Raw genomic sequence first — 23,358 nt, forward strand, 5'->3', positions numbered from 1 at the left:
GTGCCCGGGAAGGGCGGCGTCCGCCGCCGTCACCCTGTGCTGATCTTGACGGTCCAGGCGCCCGTGGCGGTGCGGTCCGTTACCTCGATCCGGATCCGTTCGCCGGACTCCCCGGCGAGAGTGAACGTTTCTCCAACGCCCAGCGGCGCATCCGCCAGCTTCGGGAAGACCGAGCGGTCCCAGCAGGCCTCCGTCTCCGGATGGGTGTCGATCACCTCGACCGGGCCGCCGCCGGAGACCGTGTCGGCGCGGACCCGGTAGAGGAGGACGCCTTCGGTGCAGGTAGTCCGGTCGTTCCCGGCGGCGCCGCGGGCCTCGACGGCCAGGGCCGTGCCGGGGCCGGTACGGACGACGGCGAGCCGGGTGCCGAGCGCCCCGCCCGGGGCGGGCGCCGCGCCGACCGGTTCCAGGGTGATCAGCTCGGGGCGGGTGACACAGCGCACGTCCCGGGTGTCGAGCCAGCCCAGTTTCCACTTGTGCCAGGCGAACAGGTCGGGCGCGAGCCCGAACTGGCTGCCCATGACGTCCCAGTCGCCGACGTACGTGTCCCAGTCGCCCTTGCCGTCGACGGGCCGCTGGTAGAGGTCGGGCAGATCGAAGACGTGCCCGGTCTCGTGGGCCAGGACGTTCCGGTCCGGCGGGTGCTGTTCGAAGACCGTGACGACGCGCCGCAGACCGGTGCCGTCGTAGGTCATGGGGCCGGCGAAGTTGACGACCTTGGTGGCGTCGGAGTCCACGCCGGGCGCGTCGGGGTCCGCGACCAGATAGACGATGTCGTACCGGGAGAAGTCGACGGTGCGGTCGGCCGTACCGAGGGCGTCCCGGAGGAAGTTCCGCCGCTGCCCGGCGTCCCAGTCCCGCTGTATCCCGTAGTCGGTGGACGCCTTCGGCATCCGTACCCACTCGCGCTGCGGATCGGCCCGGAGGGTGAACCGGCCGTAGGAAGCACGCTCGAAGAAGGCGCTGGTGGCGGGGAAATGGTCGGCGGTCAGTTCGGCCGGTGTGGTGCGCGGGGCCGAGTCGGGGAAGGAGAGGAACACCATGACGGCGTCGAGGCTCCGGACGGGCCGGGGATAGGCGGTGTTCCAGGTGTCGAGCCCCAGGGAGTGGTGCGCGGGCGTACGGGCCAGCGCGCAGGAGGCGGACGAGGTCTTGGCCACGGCCGGTCCCGCGACCAGCGAGGTCGCCGCGAGTGCCAGCAGGGAGGTCAGGGCCGCGGCCGCGCTGCGGGTCCGGCTGCGCTCGCCGCCCGTACCACCGGTCCCCCTTGTATCTCGGCCCCCTCGGCCACCGCCACCCGCAGCCCCGGCGCCGTCCGATCCGCACAGACGGCCGCCTTCCCCACTCCCGGGTGGACCCGTGGGTGACTGCTGACGCTCCACGTCGACCTCCGGCTGCGGAATGGCTGCGGAATGAGAGACACCTCGACCACCTTGTGGCGTTTTCTAGCCATACGACCACTTCCGATGCCCCAGTCGGGTGACCGGGCCGACACCGGGCCGAAACCGAGCTGAGACCGGCCGACAGCCGCCCCTTCCGGAGAGGACAGCCGGATCGGCAGTTCCGGTCAGCGATGGATCAGATCAGGGATACGAGATGAAATGCTTCGGACAGAGGTACGCAGAAACGATCTGGCAGAGACTGTCAGCACACCGCGCCACGGCGGTGAAGGTGGAACGGCCGACAGGCCAGCCTCTATGATCGGCACACTTTCCCTGGTCCGTTTCCTCAACGTTCCTGAGCTTTCCTCAACTTTCCACATCTATACCTTGGTTTCCCTGCTTTAGGTTGTTTTTGGATCTCTCCCGATCGTTCCCCGGCAAGTCTCTTCCGCCGCGGCCGGTCGACGACTCGTCTGACGTATTCCGACCACATCCACGACACAACTGCACTGCGGGAGTGAAAGCGGTGAGCGGAACCCCCGAAGGAACAGGGTCCGGGCGGGACTATCGGGCCGCGTTCGACGCGGCACACCTCCCCATGGCCGTCGTCGGCGCCGACGGCCTCGTCACCGGGGCGAACCCGGCCTTCGCCGGGCTCTTCGGCGGGGATACGACGGGTCGCAGCGCCGAGGAGCTGACGGGACTGGCGGCCGACCATGCCGACCGGAAGACGTACCGGGACGTGCTGCGCGGCCGGCGTCCCCGGCTCCGCTGCACCCGCCGGGTCAAACGCGCCGACGGCGGCACGCTGTGGGCGGAGATCACCCTCACCCCGCTGACCGGCCCCGGCGGGGACGGCCGGGGCGGCGGAATGGGCGGGGACGGACGCGGTGCGCTGCTGTGCGTCACGGACATCGGTGAACGGCGGGAGCTGCGCGCCCGGCTGCGCCATCTGGAGATGCACGACGCGGTCACCAAACTGCCGAACCGGGCGCTGTTCTTCGAACGGCTCACGGCCGCGCTGGAGTCCGCCGCGTACGAGCGGGGCGCCACCGGCCGGATCGGGCTCTGCTATCTCGACCTGGACGGCTTCAAGGCGGTCAACGACACGCTGGGGCACCGGATCGGCGACAAACTGCTGACCGCCGTCGCGGCCAGGCTCGCCGAATGCGCCGAGAGCGTGGGCGCATCCCGGGGCGGCGGCCATCTGGTGGCCCGGCTGGGCGGCGACGAATTCGCCGTACTCGTCGAGGAGTCCACGGGTACGGAGCAGCTCTCCGATCTCGCCCGATCGGTGCTGGCCGCCCTGCAAAGGCCGTTCGACCTCGACGGGCAGCGGCTCTCGGTATCGGCGTCGATCGGGGTGGTGGAGCGGGCGGCGGCCGGGACCTCCGCGACGGGTCTGATGCAGGCCGCGGACACCACGCTCTACTGGGCCAAGGAGGACGGCAAGGCCCGCTGGACGCTGTTCGACCCGGAGCGCAACGCCCACCGGATGACCCGGCAGGCGCTCTCCTCGTCGCTGCGCCCGGCGCTGGAGCGGGGCGAGTTCGCGCTGGAGTACCAGCCGCTGGTGGGGCTGGCGGACGGGGTGACGCACGGGGTGGAGGCGCTGGTGCGCTGGCAGCATCCACGGTTCGGAACCCTGGCGCCGAATCGGTTCGTCGGGATCGCCGAGGAGGACGGTTCGATCGTCCAGCTGGGCCGCTGGGTGCTGCGGACGGCCTGCCGGCAGGCCCGGCGCTGGCAGCTCGACCACCCGGGGAGCCGGCCGCTGTTCGTCAGCGTCAATGTCGCCGTACGGCAGGTGTGGGACTCGGATCTGGTGGCGGACGTGGCCCGGACGCTGGAGGAGACCGGGCTGCCGCCGCATCTGCTCCAGCTGGAGCTGACCGAGTCGGCGGTGATGGGTTCGGCCGGGCGGCCGCTCCAGGCGCTCCAGGCCCTCAGCGATATGGGCGTGCGGATCGCGATCGACGATTTCGGTACGGGCTACTCGAATCTCGCCTATCTGAGCCGGCTGCCGGTCTCGGCGCTCAAGCTGGACGGCTCGTTCGTCCGCGGTTTCCAGGACGAGGCGCATCCGAACCCCGCCGACGAGACGATCGTGGAGGCGCTGGTGCAGCTCGCGCACCGGCTGGGGCTGACCGTGACCGCGGAGTGCGTGGAGACCGCCGGGCAGGCGGCGCGGCTGCGGCGGATCGGCTGCGACAGCGGACAGGGGTGGCTCTACTCGCGGGCGGTGCCGCCGGACCGGATCGCCGAGCTGGTGGGTCTGACCGCACTCCCGGCCTGACCGCACTCCGGGGGCGCGGTCCCCCGGCCCCGCAATGGGTACCGCCCCCGCCCGGGATGAACATCCGGGCGGGGGCGGTGTTGTGGGGGGAACACGGTGGTTCTGTTCTCCGGTACCGGTGGTGCGGTCAGTACGGGTGGTACCGGATGGTGCTCAGGGGCCGGATGGTGCTGTGGGGGACGGCCCCTGGTTCCGCGGCTGTCCGGCCGGGGTCAGCAGGCCCCCTGGTCGCGCCAGACGCCCCACTCTCCGCCGGTCCCGGGCTCGTTGCCCTGGGTCCACCACTGGGCCTTCCACTTGCGGCCGTTGTGGGAGACGACGGAGTTGGTGTTGTAGACCCCGGTGGCGGTCCAGGCCTCGCCGCAGGCCGGGGACGGGGTGGGAGTCGGGGTCGGGGTGGGGGTGGGAGTCGGGGTCGGCCGGACGCTCTCGCCGACCGCCGCGACGACGTCGTTCAGCAGCTTGGTCTGCTCGTCGAGGCCGATGAGGGAGTACATCATCGCGCCGCCGAGGCCCTTGCTCTTGGCGTAGGCGGCCCGTGCGTCGATCGCGCGCTTGTCGAGACCGGTGAAGAACTCGCCGTTCTTGTAGAAGTACGCGGCCTTGGCCTCGTCGTCCCAGAAGGTGGTCGCCGGGTTGTCGACGATGCCGCCGAGTTCCTTGTAGTTGGCGATACCGGCCGCCTGGCTCAGCGGACGCGGGGCGCTGCCGCCGTTGGCCGTCTGGCCGAGGCCGTTCTTCGCCCCGGCGGGGACGTTCTTCCAGCCTCGGTAGTACATCTCGTAGCCGAGGGTGAGCTTGTTCGCCGGGAAGCCGCCCGCGATGCCGTAGGCCGGGTTGCCGTCGATCCAGGCGCGGACCGCGTTGTCGACGGAGTACTTCTCGGTGCCGGGCGCGATCGGGTTGGTCGGGTCCGACGGCGGGGAGTACAGCGGCGACTGGTGGTACGTCGGGCCGGTGCCGTTCCAGGCTCCGTGCATGTCGTACGTCATGATGTTCGCGTAGTCGAGGTACGCGCCCACCTTGTCCGTCTCGATGTGCTTGATCTTGTCCTGGCCGGCCGGCATGGCGGCGGTCAGCAGGTACTTCTTACCGCCGTTGGCGGCGCCGTAGGCGTCCAGCTGCTGACGGAACTCGGCCAGCAGCAGGGTGAAGTTGGCCTTGTCCTCGGGGCCGTAGTGGTTGCCCAGGTGGCCGCCGCTGGAGCCGGGGTACTCCCAGTCGATGTCGATGCCGTCGAAGATCCCGGCGGCGGTGCCGGGGCCGCCGTAGCCGTCGGCCTTGGGGACGTCACCGGTGATGTACTGCTTGATGCAGGAGGAGACGAACTTCTTCCGGGCGGCGTCGGTCTTGGCCGCGTCGTGGAAGTACTTGGAGAACGTCCAGCCGCCCAGCGAGATATTGATCTTGAGGTGGGGGTGCTTGGCCTTCAGCTTCTTGAACTGGTTGAAGACACCGGCGATCGGCTGGTCCCAGCGGTCGGCCACGCCGTCGATGCTGTCGGCGGCGGAGAAGGTCCGCTGGTAGTCGGCGTACGAGTCGCCCGCGCCGTCACCGGCGTTGGGGTTGTTGTCGTCGCCCGCGGCCTTGTTGGCCTGGAAGCAGGTCAGATCGGTCGGGTGGATGTTCCCGAACGAGTAGTTGATGATGTCCAGCTTGTTCGCGATGCCCCGGGTGTCCAGGTGCTTGGGGTAGAAGGCGTTTCCGTACACGCTCCACTGGTCGTAGTACGCGATCTTCACACCGGTCTGGGCGGGGGTGGCGGCAGCCGTCTGCTGTGGGGTGGCTGCATTGCCCGTCGCGGCGAATCCGGCCAGGACGCCCGCGGCGAGCGCCGCGGTCGTCATGGCCGCGATCAAGGGTTTGCGGGAGCGCACGTAATGCCTCCGAAGTGGGGGGAACGGGGGGTGCGGGCCCGCCGGTCGGCGTTGGGCGGGCCGGAGAAAGAAATAGCGATCCGGCCAGCCATCAGTCAATGGTCTCGACCAACCTCCCAACAAAAAGGGACTAGACCAATTTCAAGATAAAAGCCCTCGTCAGAGCGGTGCGTCGGCAAAGATGAGCGCCTTCCCACCGTGACTGACGAGGACTTTAAGCGCGGGATAAGGGGAATTTAAGGGCTAGATGATACGGACCATTCGGACAGTTCAGGGATGAACCACCGGAAAGAAATCACGGCGCCGGAGGAGCCGCTTCCGGGCCTCGGGGCTCCGGCGGGCACCCCCTCGACGGCCCTGCCGGACACCCTGGTTCCCCCGGTTCAGCCTCCGGGCCTCGGCAAGCCGTAGGCGTCCGCGACGAGTTCGTACGAACGGAGCCGCGCCGCACCGCTGTGCACGTTCGACGTCAGCATCAACTCGTCCGCGCCCGTCCGCTTCACCAGTTCGTCGAGCCCGGTCCGTACGGCGTCGGGAGTACCGTGGACGATCGTCGACAGCCAGCCGTCCGCGAACTCCCGCTCCAGCGGGGTGAAGGCATACCGCTCCGCCTCCTCCGGCGTCGGGATCAGGCCGGGCCGCCCGGAGCGCAGCCGCAGCATCGACAGCGCGCCGGTCAGGACCTGGCGGCGGGCCTCGCGCTCGTCGTCGGCGGCGAGCGCGGCCACCCCGATCAGCGCGTACGGGGCAGCCAGTGCGGCCGAGGGGCAGAACGCGTCCCGGTACAGCTCCAGCGCCGGGACCGTGTTCCGGGCCGAGAAGTGGTGGGCGAAGGCGAAGGGCAGCCCGAGCGCGCCCGCGAGCCGGGCGCTGAAACCGGAGGAGCCCAGCAGCCAGACCGGAGGCCGGGAGACCGGGCCCTGGACCGGTCCGGGCACGGCGTGGATCCGGGCGTACGGATGGCCGTCGGGGAAATCGTCGTCGAGGAACCGGGTCAACTCGGCGACCTGCTGCGGAAAGTCCTCGGCGCCCTCTCCCGCGCGGGCGGTGCGGCGCAGCGCCGCGGCCGTCGCGCCGTCGGTCCCGGGGGCCCGCCCGAGCCCGAGGTCGATCCGGCCGGGCGCCAGCGCCTCCAGGGTGCCGAACTGCTCGGCGATCACCAGCGGGGCGTGGTTGGGCAGCATCACCCCGCCGGAGCCGAGCCGGATCCGGTCGGTGCGGGCGGCGAGATGGGCGAGGATCACGGCCGGGGCGGAGGAGGCGACTCCGGGCATGGAGTGGTGTTCGGCGACCCAGTGGCGGTGGTATCCGCGGTCCTCGGCGAGCCGGGCCAGGGCGACGCTGGTGCGCAGGGCGTCCGTGGCGGTGCTGCCCTCCCCCACGGTGACCAGGTCGAGTACGGAGAGCGGTACGGACGCGGTGCCGTGCGCCGTACCCCGGACGGGGTCGCCGCGCAGACCGGCCCCTGCCCCGCCGACTCCGCCGGACTCTTCTTCCCTCGCGTCGTTCACCGGCTCCCAGCCCTCCGTGCTCGGCCCCAGCAAGCTGTCACAGACGGACAACAGGAGTTTCACTCCGGTTGTTCCCGGTATTCCCGGCTCCCGTTGTTCCCGGGACGGGCGGACGACTCCCGGAGAGTGTTCCCGGGACGGGCGGACGACTCCCGGAGAGCACCTTCCGGACCGCAACCGGCCCGCATATCCGACTGCGGTCCGGGTAGCCGCGCGGGCATGGCCCGACGACATCCTCACGAGCCCCACCCGACACCCAAGTCATCCATGAACCAAGGGCAACGGCAACCCCGCAGACCGGAGAGACCGGAGCCGCCCGCGGCGCGCTCCCCCCGGATCGCCCGCCGCTCCCTGCTCGCCGGGGCCGCCGCCCTGGGCACCCTGGCCGCGGGTGCGACCAGCGGGTGCAGCCGGGTGGCCACCGCGGACGCCGGGGACGGCGGGCGGCTTCTGGAGCAGTTGCGGGCGAAGGGGACCGTACGGCTGGGACTGGCCGGAGAGCAGCCGTTCGGCTACATCGGCCGGGACGGCGAGATGACCGGCTCCTCGCCGGTGATCGCCCGCCGGATCTTCCGGGAGCTGGGGGTGGCGGAGGTCCAGCCCTTCCCCACCGAGTTCGGCTCGCTGATCACCGGGCTCAACGCACTCCAGTTCGACGTGGTCGGCGCCGGGATGTTCATCACCCCCGCCCGCTGCGAGCAGGTCGTCTTCTCCGACCCCGAATACCAGATGCTCAGCGGCTTCCTGGTGCCCAAGGGCAATCCGAAGAAGCTGCGCAGCTTCGCGGACGTGGCCGGGACCGGGGCCAGGCTGGCGACCGGGGTCGGCTATGCGGAGATCGCCTACGCGGAGGAGGCCGGGGTGAAGGACGTCGTGACCCTGCCCGACCAGCTGGCCGGACTGCTCGCGGTCGAACAGGGCCGGGTCGACGTCTTCGCCGGGACCGCCGTCGCCGTACGGAACGTCGCCGAAGGCAGCTCCCGGGCCGAGGCGACACCCGAGGTCACCCCGTATCTGAACGGGAAACCGGTGATCGACGTCGGCGGTTTCGCCTTCCGCTCGCCCGAGACCCGGCTGCGGGACGCCTTCAACCGGGAGCTGCACAAGCTGAAGCGGAGCGGGGAGCTGCTGGAGCTGATGAGGCCCTTCGGCTTCCGCGAGGCGCAGATGACGGCCGTCAGGGCCCGGGAGAGGTGCACGGGATGAGCGAGATCACCCCGGGGCTGTGGGAACTGCTCCTGAAGGGCGTGTGGATCACCGTCCAGCTCACCGTCTTCAGCGCCGCGCTCTCGGTGCTCGTCGCCTTCGCCGTCGGTCCGGCGCGCACCCATCGCAGCAGGCTGGTGCGGTTCGCCGCCGGGGCCTATGTGGAGGTCTTCCGGGGCACTTCCGCGCTGATCCTGATGTTCTGGGTCTTCTTCGTACTGCCGATGGGCTTCGGCTGGCAGCTGGTCCCGATGTGGGCCGCGGTCCTGGCGCTGGGTCTGACGTACGGGGCGTACGGCGCCGAGGTCGTCCGGGGCACGCTGGCCGCGGTGCCGCCGGGGCAGCTGGAGGCCGGGATCGCCCTGGGCTTCGGCCCGGTGCAGCGGCTGCGCCGGGTGGTGCTGCCGCAGGCCTGGCCGGAAATGATCCCCCCGTTCGGCAATCTCCTGGTGGAGCTGCTCAAGGGCACGGCCCTGGTGTCGGTGATGGGCGTGGGCGATATCGCGTTCGGCGCGGCGCTGGTACGGAACGCGACCGGAGACAGCGCCCCGGTGTACACCGTGGTGCTGCTCATGTACTTCGTCCTGGCCTTCGCCCTGACCCGGGGCATGCGGCTGCTGGAGCGGCGGGCCAAGGCCGGTCTCGGGCAGGAGACCGACCCGTCCGTCCTGGACCGGATCCGGGCCCGGCGCCGGGGCTCCGCGGCCCCGCCCGAACCGGCTTCGGCGGCCCCGGCGACCGCCGCGGCGGCAGGGGGTGACCGCTGATGCGCTGGGACTGGGACGCGGTCGGGGACTTCATGCCCCGCTTCTGGGACGGGCTGCTGGTCACCCTTCAGGCGCTGGTGCTGGGCGCGCTGCTCGCGTTCGCGCTGGGGCTGGTGTGGGCGCTGGCGCTGCGCTCCCCGTACCGCGCGGTGCGCTGGCCGGTGGCGGCGGTGACGGAATTCGTCCGCAACACCCCGCTGCTGGTGCAGCTGTTCTTCCTGTACTACGTGCTGCCGGAGTGGGGTCTCACGCTCTCCGCGATGGCCACCGGGGTGATCGGCCTCGGGCTGCACTATTCGACGTACACCGCCGAGGTCTATCGCGCCGGGATCGACGGGGTGCCCGCGGGCCAGTGGGAGGCGGCCACCGCGCTCAGCCTGCCACGGGTGCTGACCTGGCGTTCGGTGATTCTGCCGCAGGCGGTGCGGCGGGTGGTGCCCGCGCTCGGGAACTACGTCATCGCCATGTTGAAGGACACTCCGATGATTTTCGTGATCGGGGTGATGGACATGCTCGGCCAGGCCCGTCAGTTCGCCGCCGAGACATTTCTGACCGTGGAGGCCTTCACGGTCGTCGGCATCGCCTTCATCGCCCTGTCCTTCCCGGCTTCCCTTCTTCTGCGAGCACTGGAGCGTCGCCTTGTCCGCTGACCGACTGCTGAACACTCCCGCCGAGCCCGCGGGGTCCCCTGAGCAAGCCGAGCCCGCCGGGCCTCCTGAGTCCGGGGCCGCCGGGGCGGAGAGGTCCGCAACGGACCCCGTCCCCGATCTGATCCGGTTCGACCGGGTCACCAAGCGCTTCGGGGGGCGTACGGTCCTCGACTCCCTCGACTTCTCGGTCCGTACGGGCAAGCACGTCACCCTCATCGGGCCGTCGGGCTCCGGCAAGACCACGATCCTGCGGCTGCTGATGACCCTGGTGAAACCCGACGAGGGCACCATCACCGTCGGCGGCGAACGGCTCTGGCCGGCCGGTGAGAAGGAGGTCCGGGAGGTCCGCCGGAACATCGGCATGGTGTTCCAGCAGTTCAACCTCTTCCCGCATATGAAGGTGCTCCGGAATGTCACCGAGGCGCCGGTCCATGTGCTGGGGCTCTCCCGTGACGAGGCGGAGGAGCGCGGCCGGGAACTGCTGGACCTGGTGGGGCTCGGCGGGTACACGGACAGCTTCCCCGGCCGGCTGTCGGGCGGCCAGCAGCAGCGGGTGGCCATCGCGCGGGCGCTGGCGATGCGGCCGAAGGTGCTGCTGCTGGACGAGGTCACGTCGGCGCTGGATCCGGAGCTGGTGGCGGGGATGCTGGACCTGCTGCGGGACATCGCACGGAGTACGGACGTCACGATGGTCTGCGTCACCCATGAGATGGGCTTCGCCAAGGACGTTTCGGACTGCGTGATGATGTTCGACGAGGGGCGGGTGCTGGAGTACGGGCCGCCGGAGAAGATCTTCTCGGCGCCGGAGCACCAACGGACGAGGGAGTTCCTCGGCGCGGTCCTCTGAACCGCGGTCCGCTCCGGTCGTACCCCCGCCCCACCCGCCCGGGGGTACGCCGGAACGCCCGGCCGAATCTCTCCCCTCCCCACCCCCCGACTCATGCCATTGGCATATGCCAAAAAGAAGAGCCGCAGCGTATGGGGGTGACAGCGCCGGGCATTCCGGCCAACAACCGTGCTTCCGCAGGTTCTTGGCCGCTATCGTGGTACGGGAAGCTTGCGGTAACGACCTGCTGAGGGGGAGACCGTGGCGCTCAGGCCCGAGCCGACCGTTTCATTCCAGTCGGTGCAGTACGCACTGCGCGTACTCGAAGCCGTCTCCCGGCACAGCGGCGGGGTCACGGACGACCAGATCGCCCGGGAGACGGGGCTGCCGACGGTCCATCTGGGGCCGATGCTCGACATGCTGCGCCGCGAAGGCTATCTGGAGCGGCTCGCCGAGGGCGGTGCCTATGCGATCGGCGACTCCCTGGTGCTGCTGGGCTCGGGCCCGGCGCAGGAGCGGGCGGTCGAGGAGAAGGTCCAGCACAGCCTGGCCGAACTGCGCGACACGGTCGGCGCCGCGGTGTACGTCAGCCGCTACATCGACGGCGAGGTGCGGGTCACCCAGTACGCCGACGGCCCGCTCACCCCCAAGGTCAACGAGTACATCGACTTCCGCTTCGCGGCGCACGCGAGCGCGATCGGCAAATGCCTGCTCACCCAGCTCGACCCGAACGGCCGCCGGGAACACCTCTCCCGGCACAAGATCACCCGCTTCACCTCGCGGACGATCACCAGCGAGCAGCTGCTCTTCTCCAAGCTGGACAGCCAGCCGCCGACGGTCCCGATGCTCGACCTCCAGGAGTACGCGGTGGGCACGGTCTGCGCCGCCGTCCCGCTGACGGCGGGCTCCACGGTGGGCTGTCTGGGGCTCTCGATGCCGGTCGAGCACGCGCACCGGCTGCGCGCCGCGGCCGACGCGCTGAACCGCAACGCGGCGCCGATGGTCCTGTCGCTCGCGCTCTGAAGGACCGGCCCCGGGGTCCGTCGCGGGCACCACGCCCGGCACCCGGGGCCACCCCGCCCGGCAGCGGGCCGGAGGTCGCACGATGGTCCGGCGGGGTTCCGGTGATGGTCGGCCGGTCGTCGGCCGGTCGTCGGCCGGTGGTCGGCCGGTGGTCGGCCGGTGGTCGGAAGCACCCGCCGGGACCAGGTAGTATTTTTGTCGTCAGGCGCCGCTAGCTCAGTTGGTTAGAGCAGCTGACTCTTAATCAGCGGGTCCGGGGTTCGAGTCCCTGGCGGCGCACAGATGATCACCCGAGGCGTTCCGGTTCCGGCCGGGACGCCTCGGGTGTTTTCGCGCTCCCTCTCCGTGACGGCCCGCCCGGCGGAGTCCGGCCGGTTTGCGCGGGTCCCGGCTCCGGGTTCTGCTGGAGGGGTGGTCGCCCGTCGGCCCGCCCGTCCCCGACCCCGCCCACCCCGCCCACCCGGCCCGGACCGGACCGGCCCGAACGAGGGAGGCGGCGATGACCGCCGAAGAGAATATGCAGCTGATGCAGAGCCTCGACGACGCGTGGAACGCCCAGGACTGGGACACTTTCGACTCCCGTCACGCTCCGGACACGATCGTGCACTGGCCGGGGCAGCCGGCGCCGACCCGGGGGCGGCACGACCACCGGGCCGAGGCGGTCGCCTTCTTCGCCACCTTTCCCGACAACCACGTGGCCAACCGCCCGTACCGGGTCCTCATCGGCGGCGGCGACTGGACCTGCTCGGTCGCCCGCTTCACGGGCACGATGACGGGCCCCATGAAAGGTCCCGGCGGGGAGATCCCGCCCACCGGACGCGCCTTCGCCGTCGACTTCTGCACGGTGGCGCACTGGGTGGACGGGATGATCGTGGAGGAGAACCTCTTCTACGATCTGGTCGGCCTGATGCAGCAGATCGGCCTCAACGACTGAACAGCCGCAGCCCCAGCCCGCGGCTCGGCGGGGCGGCCCCGTCCTGAGCCGCCCCGCCGAGCCGGTCACCGGCACAACCGGATCCCGCCGGCCGGATCCCGGACCCGGCCGGGGGAACCGCGGTCACCCCGGAGTCGCCAGGCCGGACACCTCCGCTAGAACTGGACGTCCGAGCAGGCGTAGAACGCGTTCGGGGTGTCGTACACGCTCCAGACCGCGACGATCACATGCCTGCCCGAACGGGACGGGATCGTCCCGGTGTGCGAGAGGGTGAACGGCGGCTGCTGACCGCCGTAGTTGACCGTCAGGAAGGGCTGGGACTCCAGGGCGGCGCGGGTGATCTTGGAGTTGGGGTTCCAGCCGGGTTTGGTGATGAAGTACTTGAAGTCGCTGGTGCGGTGCGGCGCGGTGAAACGCCAGGAGAAGGTGTAGCTGCCCGAGTTGACCCGGGTGGCGGGCCAGGCACCGCCGCGCGGGTCGTCGAGCTGCGAGAACCGCCCGTTGCCGCCCGCGCAGATGGTGCCGTCGGCGGGACCGGAGGACGGGAAGCCCTTGGGGCCCTCGGCGCTCTGCGGCTCGTACTGGATCGCACCGCAGTTCTGCACCGTGCCATTGGCACAGAGCTTCTGGCGGCTGATCGGGGACTCGGTGTAGCCGTGGCTGTTCGCGCTGCCCGTGGCGACGACGGTGGCACCCGTCATCAAAAGGCCGACGGCGGCGGCTGTCATCCTTTTGCGCATGCTTGCTCCAAGGAACGTGGGGGAGTTCGAGTGAGCCGTGCTGCACGCGTGCTGTGGGGGGTTTGGTGCGGGAACTGATGGTGGTGGGGGCGCGGGGTGTTCCCGTGGGGGGAGTTCTACCGCGAGAGGCGCTCCTTCTGCGCCACGCTAGGTCTAGACCAACACCCAATGTATTGACCAGAGTTCACCCTGTCCAGACTCTGCGAAACCTTCATTTGCCGGCCCCATCCGGTCCCTGGCCACGGGATACATGCCCCAGCCTGGCCTTCCCCTTCATCATCTCAGCGGTACGGCTCCGAGGCCCGGAGCCGTCGGAGGCGGAACTCAGCGTTCCAGGGGCGTGGACCGGCCGGTATAGAACGCCACGGTCAGATCCTTGACAAGGGCCTTGCGCTCGTAGTCGTCCAGCTCGACCAGACCGCGCGAGGTCAGCCGGGTGACCGTATCGTCCACCGCGTCGACCACCGAGGTCAGCACGGCGTCCCGGTGCCGGGCGTCGATCGCCGCGACCCGGCGGCGCTGGAGCGCCGCCGCGATCTCGGGGGCGTACTCGACCGCCGTGGGCTGTGCCGAGAAGACCTCGATTCCGGCGGGGGCGCACTCGGCGGCCAGCAGGCGTGTCAGTGCCCCGCCGACCGCCCCGGCGTCGTACGGACCGGATTCGCCGCGGCCGGCGTCGGCGGGCAGTGCGGCGAGCACCCGGGCCAGCGACGCCTCGACCCGCTGGGTCAGATACGTCTCGTGGCATGCGATCCCGAGGACCGCACGGGCCGTGTCCCGCACCCGCCACACCACCAGCACCACGGCTCTCAGCGCCGTACCGTCCGCGGTGACCGCGGGCATCGGCTCGCTGCGCCAGTGCCGGAGCCGGACGTCGACGCGGCGGCGGCGCAGCAGCGGGTTCACCCACATCAGCCCGGTGCGGCGGACCGTTCCCCGGTACTCGCCGAAGAGGGTGAGGACACTGGCGTATCCGGCCCGGCCGCGGGCGACGCCGCCGAGGGTGAAGACCGCGAGGACCGCACCGAGGACCACCGGGCCCCACAGTTCGGGGCCGATCCCGGGGTACGGGGCCGGGGGCAGGCCGAGCAGCCGGGGCGCGACCGCGGGCAGCACGCCGGTGCTCCACAGCACCAGACCGGTTCCGGCCAGTGCGCAGGCGCCCGCGATCACCCCGGTCCAGCCGGGGAGGGCGGGCCCGGGGCGTTCCGTGAGCCGGGGGTCGACGGCCGGGGGCAGCGGACGGGGTGCGGGGGTACGGGCCGCGGCCGGGGCGACCCGGGGCTGCTCGCCGGTGCCCCGGCGGCGGGAGACCACGGCCGGTCGGAGCGGGGTGGTGCGGACGGCACCGCCGGGGAGGCCGCCGGGGCCCGGGTGCCCGCGGCCGACCCCGGCGACCCCGGCGATTCCTGCCGCACCCGTGTGACCGCCGCCGGTGCTGCCGCCGCCGATGTCGCCGTGGCCGTCGCCGTCGTCGCGGAAGAGCAGGTGGACCGGGATCGCCGTGGTCGTCTCCTGGCCGATGACCGGGGTGTGCGTGGGGCGCGGTGCGCCGGAACCCTCCGGCTCCGACGTGGTGGTGCTGTTGCTCATCGGTGCTGCCGCCTCCGCTGCTGGAGTGGTACGGGGCTGCCGCCTCCGCCGCTGATGGATACGGGTCCTGGCGGGCCGGTCAGGCCCTGGCGGGCGCCGGGGCGAAGAGCCGCCGCCAGGTCTCGGGACCGGGGTAGCCGTCGGCGTTCGCGCCCCGCCAGCCCTGGGCGAGCTGGAACGCCTCCACATTGCGCCGGTCCGCCTCGCCCCACACCGGGCCGGGCCCGGTGCGGTAGTGGCGGCCGAATCCGTGCGCGACCAGCCGCTCGCCGAGCCGGGTGATATCCGGGCTGGACACTCCGGGCCGGAAGACCCCGATACCGGGGAAGGGCGGGACGGCGAGGGCCTGACCGGGCGAAGGGGCGGCGACGGGGGTCGCGGGTTCCGTTTTCGCGGGCGCCGCGGCGGGCGCGGGTGCGGCCGCGGCGGCGGCGGGGATGTTCTTCCCCTTGCCGGTGACGAGCAGCTTCCAGGTGTGGGCGCCGGGGATGCCGTCGGCCGCGGTCCCCTGCCAGCCCTGGGCGAGCTGGAACGCCTGGGTCGCCTTGCGGTCGGCTTCGCCCCACACCGGGCCCGGCCCCTTGGCGTAGAACCTCTTGCCGCCGCGCTGGACGAGCATCTGCCCCAGCCTCGTCACATGCGCGTTGTTCGCGCCGGGGCCGAAGGATTGAACGCCGGGAAAGGCGTCGGCGGCGGGTGGAGCAGGTGTGGTGGGAGCCGGGGGCGTGGTCGGCGCGGTGGGTGTGGTGGGCGTGGTGGGCTCCGGCGGTTCCTCCGGGGTGGTGGCGCTGGTGACGCCCTTGTACCGGTAGGCCAGGTACTTGTCGGAGTTGTTCCAGTACGCCATGGGCGTGCTCTGCCGCCGGGTGGCCGGTTTGGTCTGCTCGTACGCCGTGTACGACTCATGGGTGTAGTCGGTCCAGCCACCGAAGAGCGTGACGTGCGAACCCGTCGTCGGATTGGCCGGATTGTGGAAGAGGAGGATGTCCCCGGGCTGCAACTCCTCCCGTTTGATCTCGGTGGCGAACTGGGCGAGGCTGCCGGTCCATTCGTTGGTGGTCAGTCCCCAGGCCATGGACACATAGCCCGAGCAGTCCTGGCGGTAGCCGTCGGTCCAGTACGTGGACATGCTGTAGGGGACCTCGGCCTCCACCCAGACCTTGGCCCGGTTGATGATCTCCGCCCGGGTGGTCGCGGGGATGACGGGCGCGGCAGGCTTCCCGGACGGTCCGGGCAGCGGACGCCCGTGGAGTTCACCCCGCCCGCCCTGTTCGTTGTCGGGCCCGGCGCCGGTCGCGGTGCCGGGGGCGCCGGCCGTACGCGCCGCGGCGGACGTGCCCGGCACACCGGCCGATCCGGCCCGTACATCCGACGCGGTATCGGCGGCCGCGGGCTGTGCCGCTCCCCCGCCGAGGACCACACCCGCCGCCGTGACCAGCACGAGCGCCCGGCGGCAGCCATGGGCCGCGGGGTGCTCCCCGGCCGCGAGCGCGCGGCGCTGGAGGACACATCCCGGACAGTCGCAGTCGGGAGCGGGTTCGTACTCCTCGAATACCGGCACCGCCATGGCTGGCCCCTCCATGCGTGGCTGAATCGTGATGTCCGTGACCGGGTGAGACTGAGTGCAGTCTGACCTATAAAAGGGACAAAACGAACATCCGACAGGCCGGGGTGATCGGATGGGCGGGATATTGGTCCGGAGCACCCGCACGAGTCCGGTAGAGTTTTCCCGTCAGCAAGCGCCGCTAGCTCAGTTGGTTAGAGCAGCTGACTCTTAATCAGCGGGTCCGGGGTTCGAGTCCCTGGCGGCGCACGTGACACAAGGCCCTTCGCCATCGGCGGGGGGCCTTGTTGCTGTCCGGGGAGTGCAGTCCACGACTCCGCCGGGGCTCGTCGGGGACTCGGCTCGTCCGGCTGGAAATCGCCGTCGGCCGACGCCCGCTCCCGCGCCGTACCGGGCCGTGAGCCGTACCGGACCGCTTCAGTGACGCGCCGGGCGGCCGCCGCTGCCGGCCCGGCGCCGCCGGTGCGTTCCCCGTACGGCGAAGACGACCGCTGCCACCCCCGCGAGCACCAGCCCGATCACGGTGTGCGCCGTACCGGGCCCGGCGCTCTCGGCGGCGGGCTCGTCGACCGCCGACTCGACCGGTCCGGCACGGTCTGTGCCGTCCGCGGTGCCGGTACGGGTTCCGCCGTCCGAAGTGCCGCGCGCCTCGACGAGTACCTCGGGGTCGGGCCCGGCCCGGGGCGTCAGCAGCGAGGGCACCATCGGCGCGGCGGCCGGGATCCCCGCCCGTACCGACTCCGGCGCGGACCCGGCGGCGGACTCCGCGGGCGCCAGGGCCAGGGCGGCCGGCGCGGCGGCCAGGACCGCGGCGACCCCAGCCGTACGGAGTGCGATGGCTGCTGCACGCATGGTGACACCTCCTGCTGGCCACAGCGTCACGCGTTCCGCGGTGTTCCGCATCCGCAGCACCGGTGCCCTGCCGCCGTACCCCGCTCCGACGTGCCGGGACGCCGGAGGGGGCCGAGGTGTTCGGGTGACGCGCCGTCCGCTCCGGAGATCCGGACGGTCCGCTCGCCGTCGAGACCGCCCGGGTCGTCCCGGCCGGCCGCTCCGGCCGGTCGTCGGGGTCGGCCGTCGGGGTCGGTCTCGTCGCGGGGTCGTCGCGGCCGGTTGCCGCGGGGGTGTCAGATGCGGTCGACGAGATCCGCGATGGAGTCGACGATCGTCGACGGCCGGAAGGGGTAGCGGTCGATATCGGCGGGGGTGGTGACACCGGTCAGTACGAGGAAGGTCTCCATGCCCGCCTCCAGACCCGCCAGGACGTCCGTGTCCATCCGGTCACCGATCATGGCGCTGGTCTCGGAGTGGGCGCCGATGGCGTTCAGTCCGGTCCGCATCATCAGCGGGTTCGGCTTGCCCGCGAAGTACGGGTCCTTGCCGGTCGCCTTGGTGATGAGCGCGGCGACCGAGCCGGTCGCCGGGAGCGGGCCCTCGGTGGAGGGGCCGGTCTCGTCGGGGTTGGTGCAGATGAACCGGGCCCCGCCGTTGATCAGCCGGATCGCCTTGGTGAGCGCCTCGAAGGAGTACGTCCGGGTCTCGCCGAGCACCACGTAGTCCGGGTCGTGGTCGGTGAGGACGTACCCGATGTCGTGCAGCGCGGTGGTCAGACCGGCCTCGCCGATGACGTACGCCGTACCGCCGGGCCGCTGGTCGTCGAGGAACTGCGAGGTGGCCAGCGCGGACGTCCAGATGTTCTCCACCGGCACGTCGAGCCCCATCCGGGCGAGACGGGCGTGCAGATCGCGGGCGGTGTAGATGGAGTTGTTCGTCAGCACCAGGAACGGCTTCCCGGTGTCCCGCAGCTTGCGGATGAAGGCGTCGGCGCCGGGGATCGGCACGCCTTCGTGGATCAGGACACCGTCCATGTCGGTAAGCCAGGATTCGATCGGCTTGCGCTCTGCCATCAAGGGGGCTCCTGCCGTGCTTGGGGCGTACGGGTGCGGGCCCGGAGCCCGATCCGGGCCGGCGGCCGGGCGGGGTCCGGGTCCCGTACGCGATGTGCGGGATGCCGGAGGCACGGCTCTGTGGTCCCCCGACACCGACAGCCTAGTCAGCACCCGGCCCGCTGTTCGAGCCCTGGTCATCCGCCGTTTGCCGGGCCGCGGCGGGCCGGCCGCCGGGAAGGGGCGCGGTCACGGGTGCCTCGGCTCCGGATCGGCGCGGCGGCGCCCCGGCTCCGGCTCCGGCTCCCGTCAGGCTCAGGTCCGGCGGCTGTCCGGCGCCGCAGGTCAGGTCAGGCCGGGTCGGCTCCGGCCCGGCCCGGCCCGGTCGGGTCAGCCGCGGGTCCTGCGCAGTCCGCGGGAGAGGAGGACGAGGACCCCGCCGGCGGCCAGCACCATCCCCAGCGCCGCGGCCAGCCGGAGGGTGGAGCCGGTGCCGGTGGTCGCGAGTTCGTCGCGGGTGACGGTGGCCCCGGTCCCCCGGTCCTTCAGTACGGCGAACCGGTAGTCGTCCGACTCGCCCACCCAGTCGCCGTCGCTCCCGTGCCGCTGGACGACGGCCGCGTTGACGGTGACCTGGTTGGGCGGGGTGTCCGCGGTGAGGGCCAGCCGGACCTTGACCGTGACGGCGGAGCGCGCCCCGACGGTGAAGCCTCCACCCTTGGCCCGCTGGGTGCCGATGACCCCGACGACCTCGTCCTCGTCGGTGGCCTCCAGCGGTGCGGTACGCCAGCGGGCGGCGCCGGGATCGTAGAACTCCAGCATCATCCGGGCCGGGGACAGACCCCGGTCGCGGGCGGTGAAGACGAGGACGGGGTGGACCTCGCGGCAGGCGCGGCCGGTGGTGTTGGTCAGCTCCACGGCCCAGGGTTCGAAGCCCGTGCCGGGGTGGTGCACATCCGGTCCGCCGTAGAGCCGGGTGGCGATGGGGAACTCCCCGCCGGAGGCCTTCCCGCAGCCGACGGGCAGCCGTCCGGCCGCGGGCGGCATCCCGGCGGCCACGGCCGGAGCAGCCGGAGCGGCAGGCGCGGCCGGTGGCACGGCGAGGGACAGGGCGAGGCTCGCGGCCCGGACCCGAGCGGGACGCCCTTCGGGGTCGGGCGGCCGCGCCGCGGAGGCGGCGGGCGGGGCCTGCGGGGCGCCGTGACCGCCGTCGGCTGTGGCGGCGAGTGCCGGGCTCCCGGTGAGCAGGACCGCCGCGGCCGCGGTCGCGGCGACGGCGGCGAGTGCGGTACGCGGTCGCATGGGGTGCACCGGCCTTTGCGTTCGGGGACGGGCTTCGCCCCGACGATGGCACCCGCGGGCAGAGTCGTTGGCGCGCCACGACCCGGTGCCGACCGGAAGGCCCGGCGATTCCGCCCTTCAGCGTATTTTCCGACTGTCGGACATCCCGATCGGCGGAGATGCGGGTGGGCGCGGGGCGATCGCGGGCTCGGACGGCCCGTTCCCGCCTTCCGGCACCGGGTTCCGGCGGCCCGGCTTCCCTCCGGCGCCGGACTCCGGCAGCCTGCCTTCCTTTCCCTCCGGCGCCGGACTCCGGCAGCCTGCCCGCCTTTCCCTCCGGCGCCGGGCCCACGCGGCCCGTTGAAGCCCGGGTTCGGTGTCAGGTTCCGGCGGCCGGGGTGAGCGGGCCCGGGGTCGTGCCGCCGAAGAGGGGGGCGAGGACGAGTTCGGCCGCGCCGCGGGCCACCAGATGGGGGCCGCCACCGGCGAGGGCGACCGGGACCCCGGCGCTGCGGTGCACCTCGCGCACGAAGACCTCGGCGACCGCTCTGTCGCTCTCGATGATCCGGCCGCCCAGCAGGACCCGGTCGATATCGAGGAGCGCGACAAGGTTCGCGGCCCCGGCGCCGAGTATCCGGGCCGCCCCTGCGAGGTCCCCGCGGGCGACGGCCGCCAGACAGAGGGCCTCGATGCAGCCGCGCCGGCCGCACCCGCACTCCGGGCCGTCGAGTTCGATCACCTGGTGGCCGAACTCCCCGGCTCCGGTACGGGAGCCCCGGTGGACCGCGCCGTCCAGGACGAGTCCGGCGCCGAGGCCGGTGCCGAGGTGGAGATAGGCGTACGAGTCCCCGGACCCCGCGCCCGGTCCCGGCCCCAGGCCCTGTCCGGGCGATCTTGCCGGGCCCTCGACGACAGCTGCGGCACTCCCCCCGGGCCCGGCGGCCCGGGTGGTACCCCCGGGCTGCGTGGCCGGAATCGCCCGAACACTCCCCCGCAGCCCTTCCCCCTGCGTACCAGGACGGTCGCCCCCTGGCTGCGCCGGGGGGACCCCCACCGCCTTGCGATGCACCGCATCCGGGGGCCCACCCGGCCGCAGGGCCGGGGGAGCCGCGGGCTGGTCCTCGAAGACCGCCCGGACAGTACCGAGCCCGAGGGCCCCCGCGTTGGTGTCCTTGTCGAGTACGGCGGGCATGGCGAGCCGGGCGGCGACGGCGTCCCGCAGGGGGTAGCCGTCCCACTCCGGGAAGCGGGTGACCCGGCGGGCCACTCCGGCCGCATGGTCCAGGGGCCCCGGCATCGCGACCCCCACCCCGAGCACATGCCGCCCGCGCGCCCCGGCGGCGAGCAGTGCCTCCACCTCACCGGCCGCCCGCTCCACGACCGCTCCGGCGCCCGCGCCCAGATCGAGCGGGGTGACCCGGGCGGCGACCACCCTTCCGTACAGATCGACCAGGACCGCGGTCAGCTCGTCGCGGTCGAGTTGGAGCCCGACGGCGTGGCGGGCGTCGGGGACCAGCCGCAGGACGGTCCGGGGCTTGCCGCCGGTGGAGGCGCGCTGTCCGGCTTCGGCGACCAGACCGTCCGCGCGCAGCCTGCCCACGATCTTGCTGACGGCCTGGGGGGTGAGCCCGGTCCGCGCGGCCAGCCCGACCCGGCTCAGCCCGTGGTCGCGGGCGCTCCGCAGCAGGGCGAGGACCAGGGCGGTGTTGTGTTCGCGGAGTACGGGAAGGTTGGCCCCGCCCCGGCTGCCGGCCGCCGCGGCCACGGCCCGTCCTGGGCGGGACTGCCCCGGGGCCGTATCGCCCGATCCCGTACCACCGGATCCCGCGCGGCCCGACGGCGCAGCGCCCGGCCCCGTACCGCTGGATCCCACCCGGCCGGACGGCGCGGCACCCGGTCCACCGCCCCGCCGCGCCCGCCCGCGCGTCGTACGGCCGGGCCGCCCACCGGCTCCGGCCGCTCCCGCCGCTCCCCCTGCTGCCGCTGCTCCCGGCTCCGGACGTCCACGGCCCGCTCTCGGCTCGGGGCGCGGAACGCCCCCTCTGCTCTCTCCCACTCCCCCATTCTCACCCCTGCTTGCGCTTCGGCAACAGCGTTGCTTAAGTGACGGCATGACTGGCACCGGCACCGATACGCCCTTCTCCGTAGGACTCGTCGGCTACGGAGTGGCGGGCTCCTTCTTCCACGCCCCGCTGATCTCCGCCGCCGAGGGGCTCGCACTCGACACGGTCGTCACCTCCGACCCCGTACGGCAGGAGCAGGCGCGGGCGGAGTTCCCGGGCGTACGGATCGCCTCGTCCCCCGAGGAGCTGTGGCACCGCGCCGGTGAACTCGACCTCGTGGTCATCGCGTCCCCCAACCGGACGCACGTCCCCCTCGCCACCGCCGCGCTCCGGGCCGGGCTCGCGGTCGTCGTGGACAAGCCTCTGGCGGCGACCGCGGCCGAGGCACGCGATCTGTCCGCCCTGGCCGCGGAGCGCGGGCTGCTGCTCTCCGTCTTCCAGAACCGCCGCTGGGACGGGGACTTCCTCACGGTCGCGCGGCTGGTGGCAGGCGGTGAGCTGGGGATCGTGCAGCGTTTCGAATCACGTTTCGAGCGGTGGCGGCCGCAGCCCAAGGGCGGCTGGCGGGAGTCCGGCGACCCGCAGGAGATCGGCGGGCTGCTCTACGACCTCGGCAGCCATGTGGTGGACCAGGCGGTGACCCTGTTCGGCCCGGTGGTACGGGTGTACGCGGAGTCCGATGTACGGCGCGGGGGCGCGGAGGCCGACGACGACACGTTCTTCGCCCTGACGCATGCCGGCGGTGTCCGCTCCCATCTCTGGGTCAGTTCCACCGCCGCCCGGCCCGGCCCCCGTTTCCGGGTGCTGGGCTCGCGCGCGGGCTATGTCTCGTACGGAATGGACCCGCAGGAGGCCGCGCTGCGGGCGGGGCGGCGGCCGGTCCCCGGCGAGCCGTGGGGCGTGGTGGAGGAATCCGGATGGGGCCGGATCGGGGCCGGGGAGTCCCCGGTGGCCGGCGGGGGCCGGCCGGTCCCGGCGGAGCCGGGTGACTATCCCGCGTACTACGACCTCGTCGCCGAGGCGCTGCGGAACGGCACCCCGCCGCCGGTCACCGCCGAGCAGGCGGCGGCGGTCCTGGCCATCCTGGAAGCGGCCCGTCGTTCCGCCCGTGAGGGCATCACCGTGGAGGTGCCGTCCGTATGACCGCTGCCGCTGCCACTCCCGCGCCCGTGCCGGGCGAAAGCGCCCAGGACGCTCCCGGCGGGCCCGACCGGTTGCCGGCCGGGGCGGCGCCGACGGTGGAGGAGCTGTCCGCGCAGGAGCGGCGGCTCGTGCTGGACCGGTTCACCCATGCGGACGCCTGGGCGCTGGGCACCCTGCTGGTGGAGATGGCCCGGATGCGCAACGCGCCCGTGGCGGTCGACATCCGGCGCGGCGGGCAGCAGCTCTTCCACGCGGCGCTGCCGGGCTCCAGCCCGGACGACGACGCGTGGATCGACCGGAAGCGGCGTGTGGTGGCGCGGTACGGGGAGAGCAGTCTGCTGGTGGCGGCGCGGCACCGCGACCGGGGCAGGCGTTTCGAGGAGGCCGCCCGGCTCGACCCGGCGCGGTACGCGGCGCTCGGGGGGTCGTTTCCACTGGCGGTGACGGGCGCGGGGGTGATCGGGGCGGTGACGGTCTCCGGCCTGTCGCACCTCGACGACCATGCGCTGGCCGTCGAGGCGCTGGAGCGTTTTCTGACGACGACGCGGACGCCGTCGGGGGTATGACCCCGGACGCCGTCGGGGGTATGACCCGGCTCTCCTCGGAAGGCGCCCGG

The 23,358-nt window shown here is 72.5% G+C and carries 19 protein-coding genes and 2 tRNA genes; 11 read left to right on the plus strand and 10 right to left on the minus strand.

Features of this window, described 5'->3' with window-relative positions; genetic code table 11:
* Window positions 1–29 precede the first annotated feature (29 nt).
* A complete protein-coding gene (locus tag ACIQ9E_RS15640) occupies window positions 30–1,328 on the minus strand; it encodes a M6 family metalloprotease domain-containing protein (protein WP_403707413.1) in 1,299 nt (432 codons plus the stop codon).
* A 652-nt stretch (window positions 1,329–1,980) separates the two neighbouring features.
* On the opposite strand from ACIQ9E_RS15640, the gene ACIQ9E_RS15645 reads away from it, so the two are divergent.
* Window positions 1,981–3,678 (plus strand): putative bifunctional diguanylate cyclase/phosphodiesterase, encoded by a 1,698-nt coding sequence (locus ACIQ9E_RS15645; RefSeq protein ID WP_403707415.1) that lies wholly within the window; start codon window positions 1,981–1,983, stop codon window positions 3,676–3,678.
* A gap of 212 nt (window positions 3,679–3,890) precedes the next feature.
* On the opposite strand, the gene ACIQ9E_RS15650 is transcribed toward ACIQ9E_RS15645, so the two are convergent.
* The gene (locus tag ACIQ9E_RS15650) at window positions 3,891–5,525 is read right to left on the minus strand and encodes a glycosyl hydrolase family 18 protein (RefSeq protein WP_403707120.1); all 1,635 of its coding nucleotides are present in this window, start codon (window positions 5,523–5,525) and stop codon (window positions 3,891–3,893) included.
* 413 nt (window positions 5,526–5,938) lie between these two features.
* Window positions 5,939–7,012 (minus strand): LLM class flavin-dependent oxidoreductase, encoded by a 1,074-nt coding sequence (locus ACIQ9E_RS15655; RefSeq protein WP_403707417.1) that lies wholly within the window; start codon window positions 7,010–7,012, stop codon window positions 5,939–5,941.
* Window positions 7,013–7,333: 321 nt separating this feature from the next.
* Between ACIQ9E_RS15655 and ehuB the strand changes: the two genes are divergently transcribed.
* The 7 genes from ehuB (at window position 7,334) to ACIQ9E_RS15690 (ending at window position 12,472) form a co-directional block, all read left to right on the plus strand.
* A complete protein-coding gene (gene ehuB, locus ACIQ9E_RS15660; RefSeq protein WP_403707122.1) occupies window positions 7,334–8,272 on the plus strand; it encodes an ectoine/hydroxyectoine ABC transporter substrate-binding protein EhuB in 939 nt (312 codons plus the stop codon).
* The gene (gene ehuC, locus ACIQ9E_RS15665; RefSeq protein ID WP_403707124.1) at window positions 8,269–9,039 is read left to right on the plus strand and encodes an ectoine/hydroxyectoine ABC transporter permease subunit EhuC; all 771 of its coding nucleotides are present in this window, start codon (window positions 8,269–8,271) and stop codon (window positions 9,037–9,039) included. The genes ehuB and ehuC overlap by 4 nt, the downstream gene beginning before the upstream one ends.
* Complete coding sequence (gene ehuD, locus ACIQ9E_RS15670; protein ID WP_403707126.1) at window positions 9,039–9,689, plus strand: ectoine/hydroxyectoine ABC transporter permease subunit EhuD; 651 nt, start codon at window positions 9,039–9,041, stop codon at window positions 9,687–9,689. The genes ehuC and ehuD overlap by 1 nt, the downstream gene beginning before the upstream one ends.
* 118 nt (window positions 9,690–9,807) lie before the next feature.
* Window positions 9,808–10,536, plus strand: coding sequence for an amino acid ABC transporter ATP-binding protein (locus ACIQ9E_RS15675; protein WP_403707419.1), 729 nt, complete (start codon window positions 9,808–9,810; stop codon window positions 10,534–10,536).
* Window positions 10,537–10,776: 240 nt separating this feature from the next.
* Window positions 10,777–11,538, plus strand: a complete 762-nt coding sequence (locus ACIQ9E_RS15680) for an IclR family transcriptional regulator (protein ID WP_403707128.1) — start codon at window positions 10,777–10,779, stop codon at window positions 11,536–11,538.
* 205 nt (window positions 11,539–11,743) lie between these two features.
* Window positions 11,744–11,817 (plus strand) — tRNA-Lys (locus ACIQ9E_RS15685).
* 220 nt (window positions 11,818–12,037) lie between these two features.
* Window positions 12,038–12,472 (plus strand): ester cyclase, encoded by a 435-nt coding sequence (locus ACIQ9E_RS15690; protein ID WP_403707130.1) that lies wholly within the window; start codon window positions 12,038–12,040, stop codon window positions 12,470–12,472.
* A gap of 155 nt (window positions 12,473–12,627) precedes the next feature.
* On the opposite strand, the gene ACIQ9E_RS15695 is transcribed toward ACIQ9E_RS15690, so the two are convergent.
* The 3 genes from ACIQ9E_RS15695 to ACIQ9E_RS15705 all read right to left on the minus strand — a co-directional run bounded on the left by ACIQ9E_RS15695 (window position 12,628) and on the right by ACIQ9E_RS15705 (window position 16,372).
* Entirely contained in the window at window positions 12,628–13,212 is a 585-nt protein-coding gene (locus ACIQ9E_RS15695) for a lytic polysaccharide monooxygenase (protein WP_403707132.1), read from the minus strand.
* Window positions 13,213–13,536: 324 nt separating this feature from the next.
* The gene (locus tag ACIQ9E_RS15700) at window positions 13,537–14,805 is read right to left on the minus strand and encodes an SPFH domain-containing protein (protein ID WP_403707134.1); all 1,269 of its coding nucleotides are present in this window, start codon (window positions 14,803–14,805) and stop codon (window positions 13,537–13,539) included.
* A 79-nt stretch (window positions 14,806–14,884) separates the two neighbouring features.
* Window positions 14,885–16,372: a peptidoglycan-binding protein gene (locus tag ACIQ9E_RS15705; protein WP_403707135.1), complete on the minus strand. Its 1,488-nt coding sequence runs from the start codon at window positions 16,370–16,372 to the stop codon at window positions 14,885–14,887.
* Between the two features lie 172 nt (window positions 16,373–16,544).
* On the opposite strand from ACIQ9E_RS15705, the gene ACIQ9E_RS15710 reads away from it, so the two are divergent.
* A tRNA-Lys gene (locus ACIQ9E_RS15710) sits at window positions 16,545–16,618 on the plus strand.
* Between the two features lie 168 nt (window positions 16,619–16,786).
* On the opposite strand, the gene ACIQ9E_RS15715 is transcribed toward ACIQ9E_RS15710, so the two are convergent.
* The 4 genes from ACIQ9E_RS15715 to ACIQ9E_RS15730 all read right to left on the minus strand — a co-directional run bounded on the left by ACIQ9E_RS15715 (window position 16,787) and on the right by ACIQ9E_RS15730 (window position 21,301).
* Window positions 16,787–17,221: a hypothetical protein gene (locus tag ACIQ9E_RS15715; protein WP_403707137.1), complete on the minus strand. Its 435-nt coding sequence runs from the start codon at window positions 17,219–17,221 to the stop codon at window positions 16,787–16,789.
* A gap of 275 nt (window positions 17,222–17,496) precedes the next feature.
* Window positions 17,497–18,276: an HAD-IIA family hydrolase gene (locus ACIQ9E_RS15720; RefSeq protein WP_006349140.1), complete on the minus strand. Its 780-nt coding sequence runs from the start codon at window positions 18,274–18,276 to the stop codon at window positions 17,497–17,499.
* Window positions 18,277–18,645: 369 nt separating this feature from the next.
* Window positions 18,646–19,557: a hypothetical protein gene (locus ACIQ9E_RS15725; protein ID WP_403707139.1), complete on the minus strand. Its 912-nt coding sequence runs from the start codon at window positions 19,555–19,557 to the stop codon at window positions 18,646–18,648.
* Between the two features lie 358 nt (window positions 19,558–19,915).
* The gene (locus ACIQ9E_RS15730) at window positions 19,916–21,301 is read right to left on the minus strand and encodes an ROK family transcriptional regulator (RefSeq protein WP_403707141.1); all 1,386 of its coding nucleotides are present in this window, start codon (window positions 21,299–21,301) and stop codon (window positions 19,916–19,918) included.
* Window positions 21,302–21,647: 346 nt separating this feature from the next.
* Between ACIQ9E_RS15730 and ACIQ9E_RS15735 the strand changes: the two genes are divergently transcribed.
* Together ACIQ9E_RS15735 and ACIQ9E_RS15740 are read left to right on the plus strand one after the other, a co-directional pair.
* Window positions 21,648–22,742, plus strand: coding sequence for a Gfo/Idh/MocA family oxidoreductase (locus tag ACIQ9E_RS15735; protein WP_403707143.1), 1,095 nt, complete (start codon window positions 21,648–21,650; stop codon window positions 22,740–22,742).
* Window positions 22,739–23,308: a heme-degrading domain-containing protein gene (locus ACIQ9E_RS15740; RefSeq protein ID WP_403707145.1), complete on the plus strand. Its 570-nt coding sequence runs from the start codon at window positions 22,739–22,741 to the stop codon at window positions 23,306–23,308. Before ACIQ9E_RS15735 ends, ACIQ9E_RS15740 begins: the two co-directional genes overlap by 4 nt.
* Window positions 23,309–23,358 lie beyond the last annotated feature (50 nt).

Origin of the sequence: Streptomyces sp. NPDC094448 (assembly GCF_044763775.1) — a bacterium.
GTDB lineage: Bacteria > Actinomycetota > Actinomycetes > Streptomycetales > Streptomycetaceae > Streptomyces.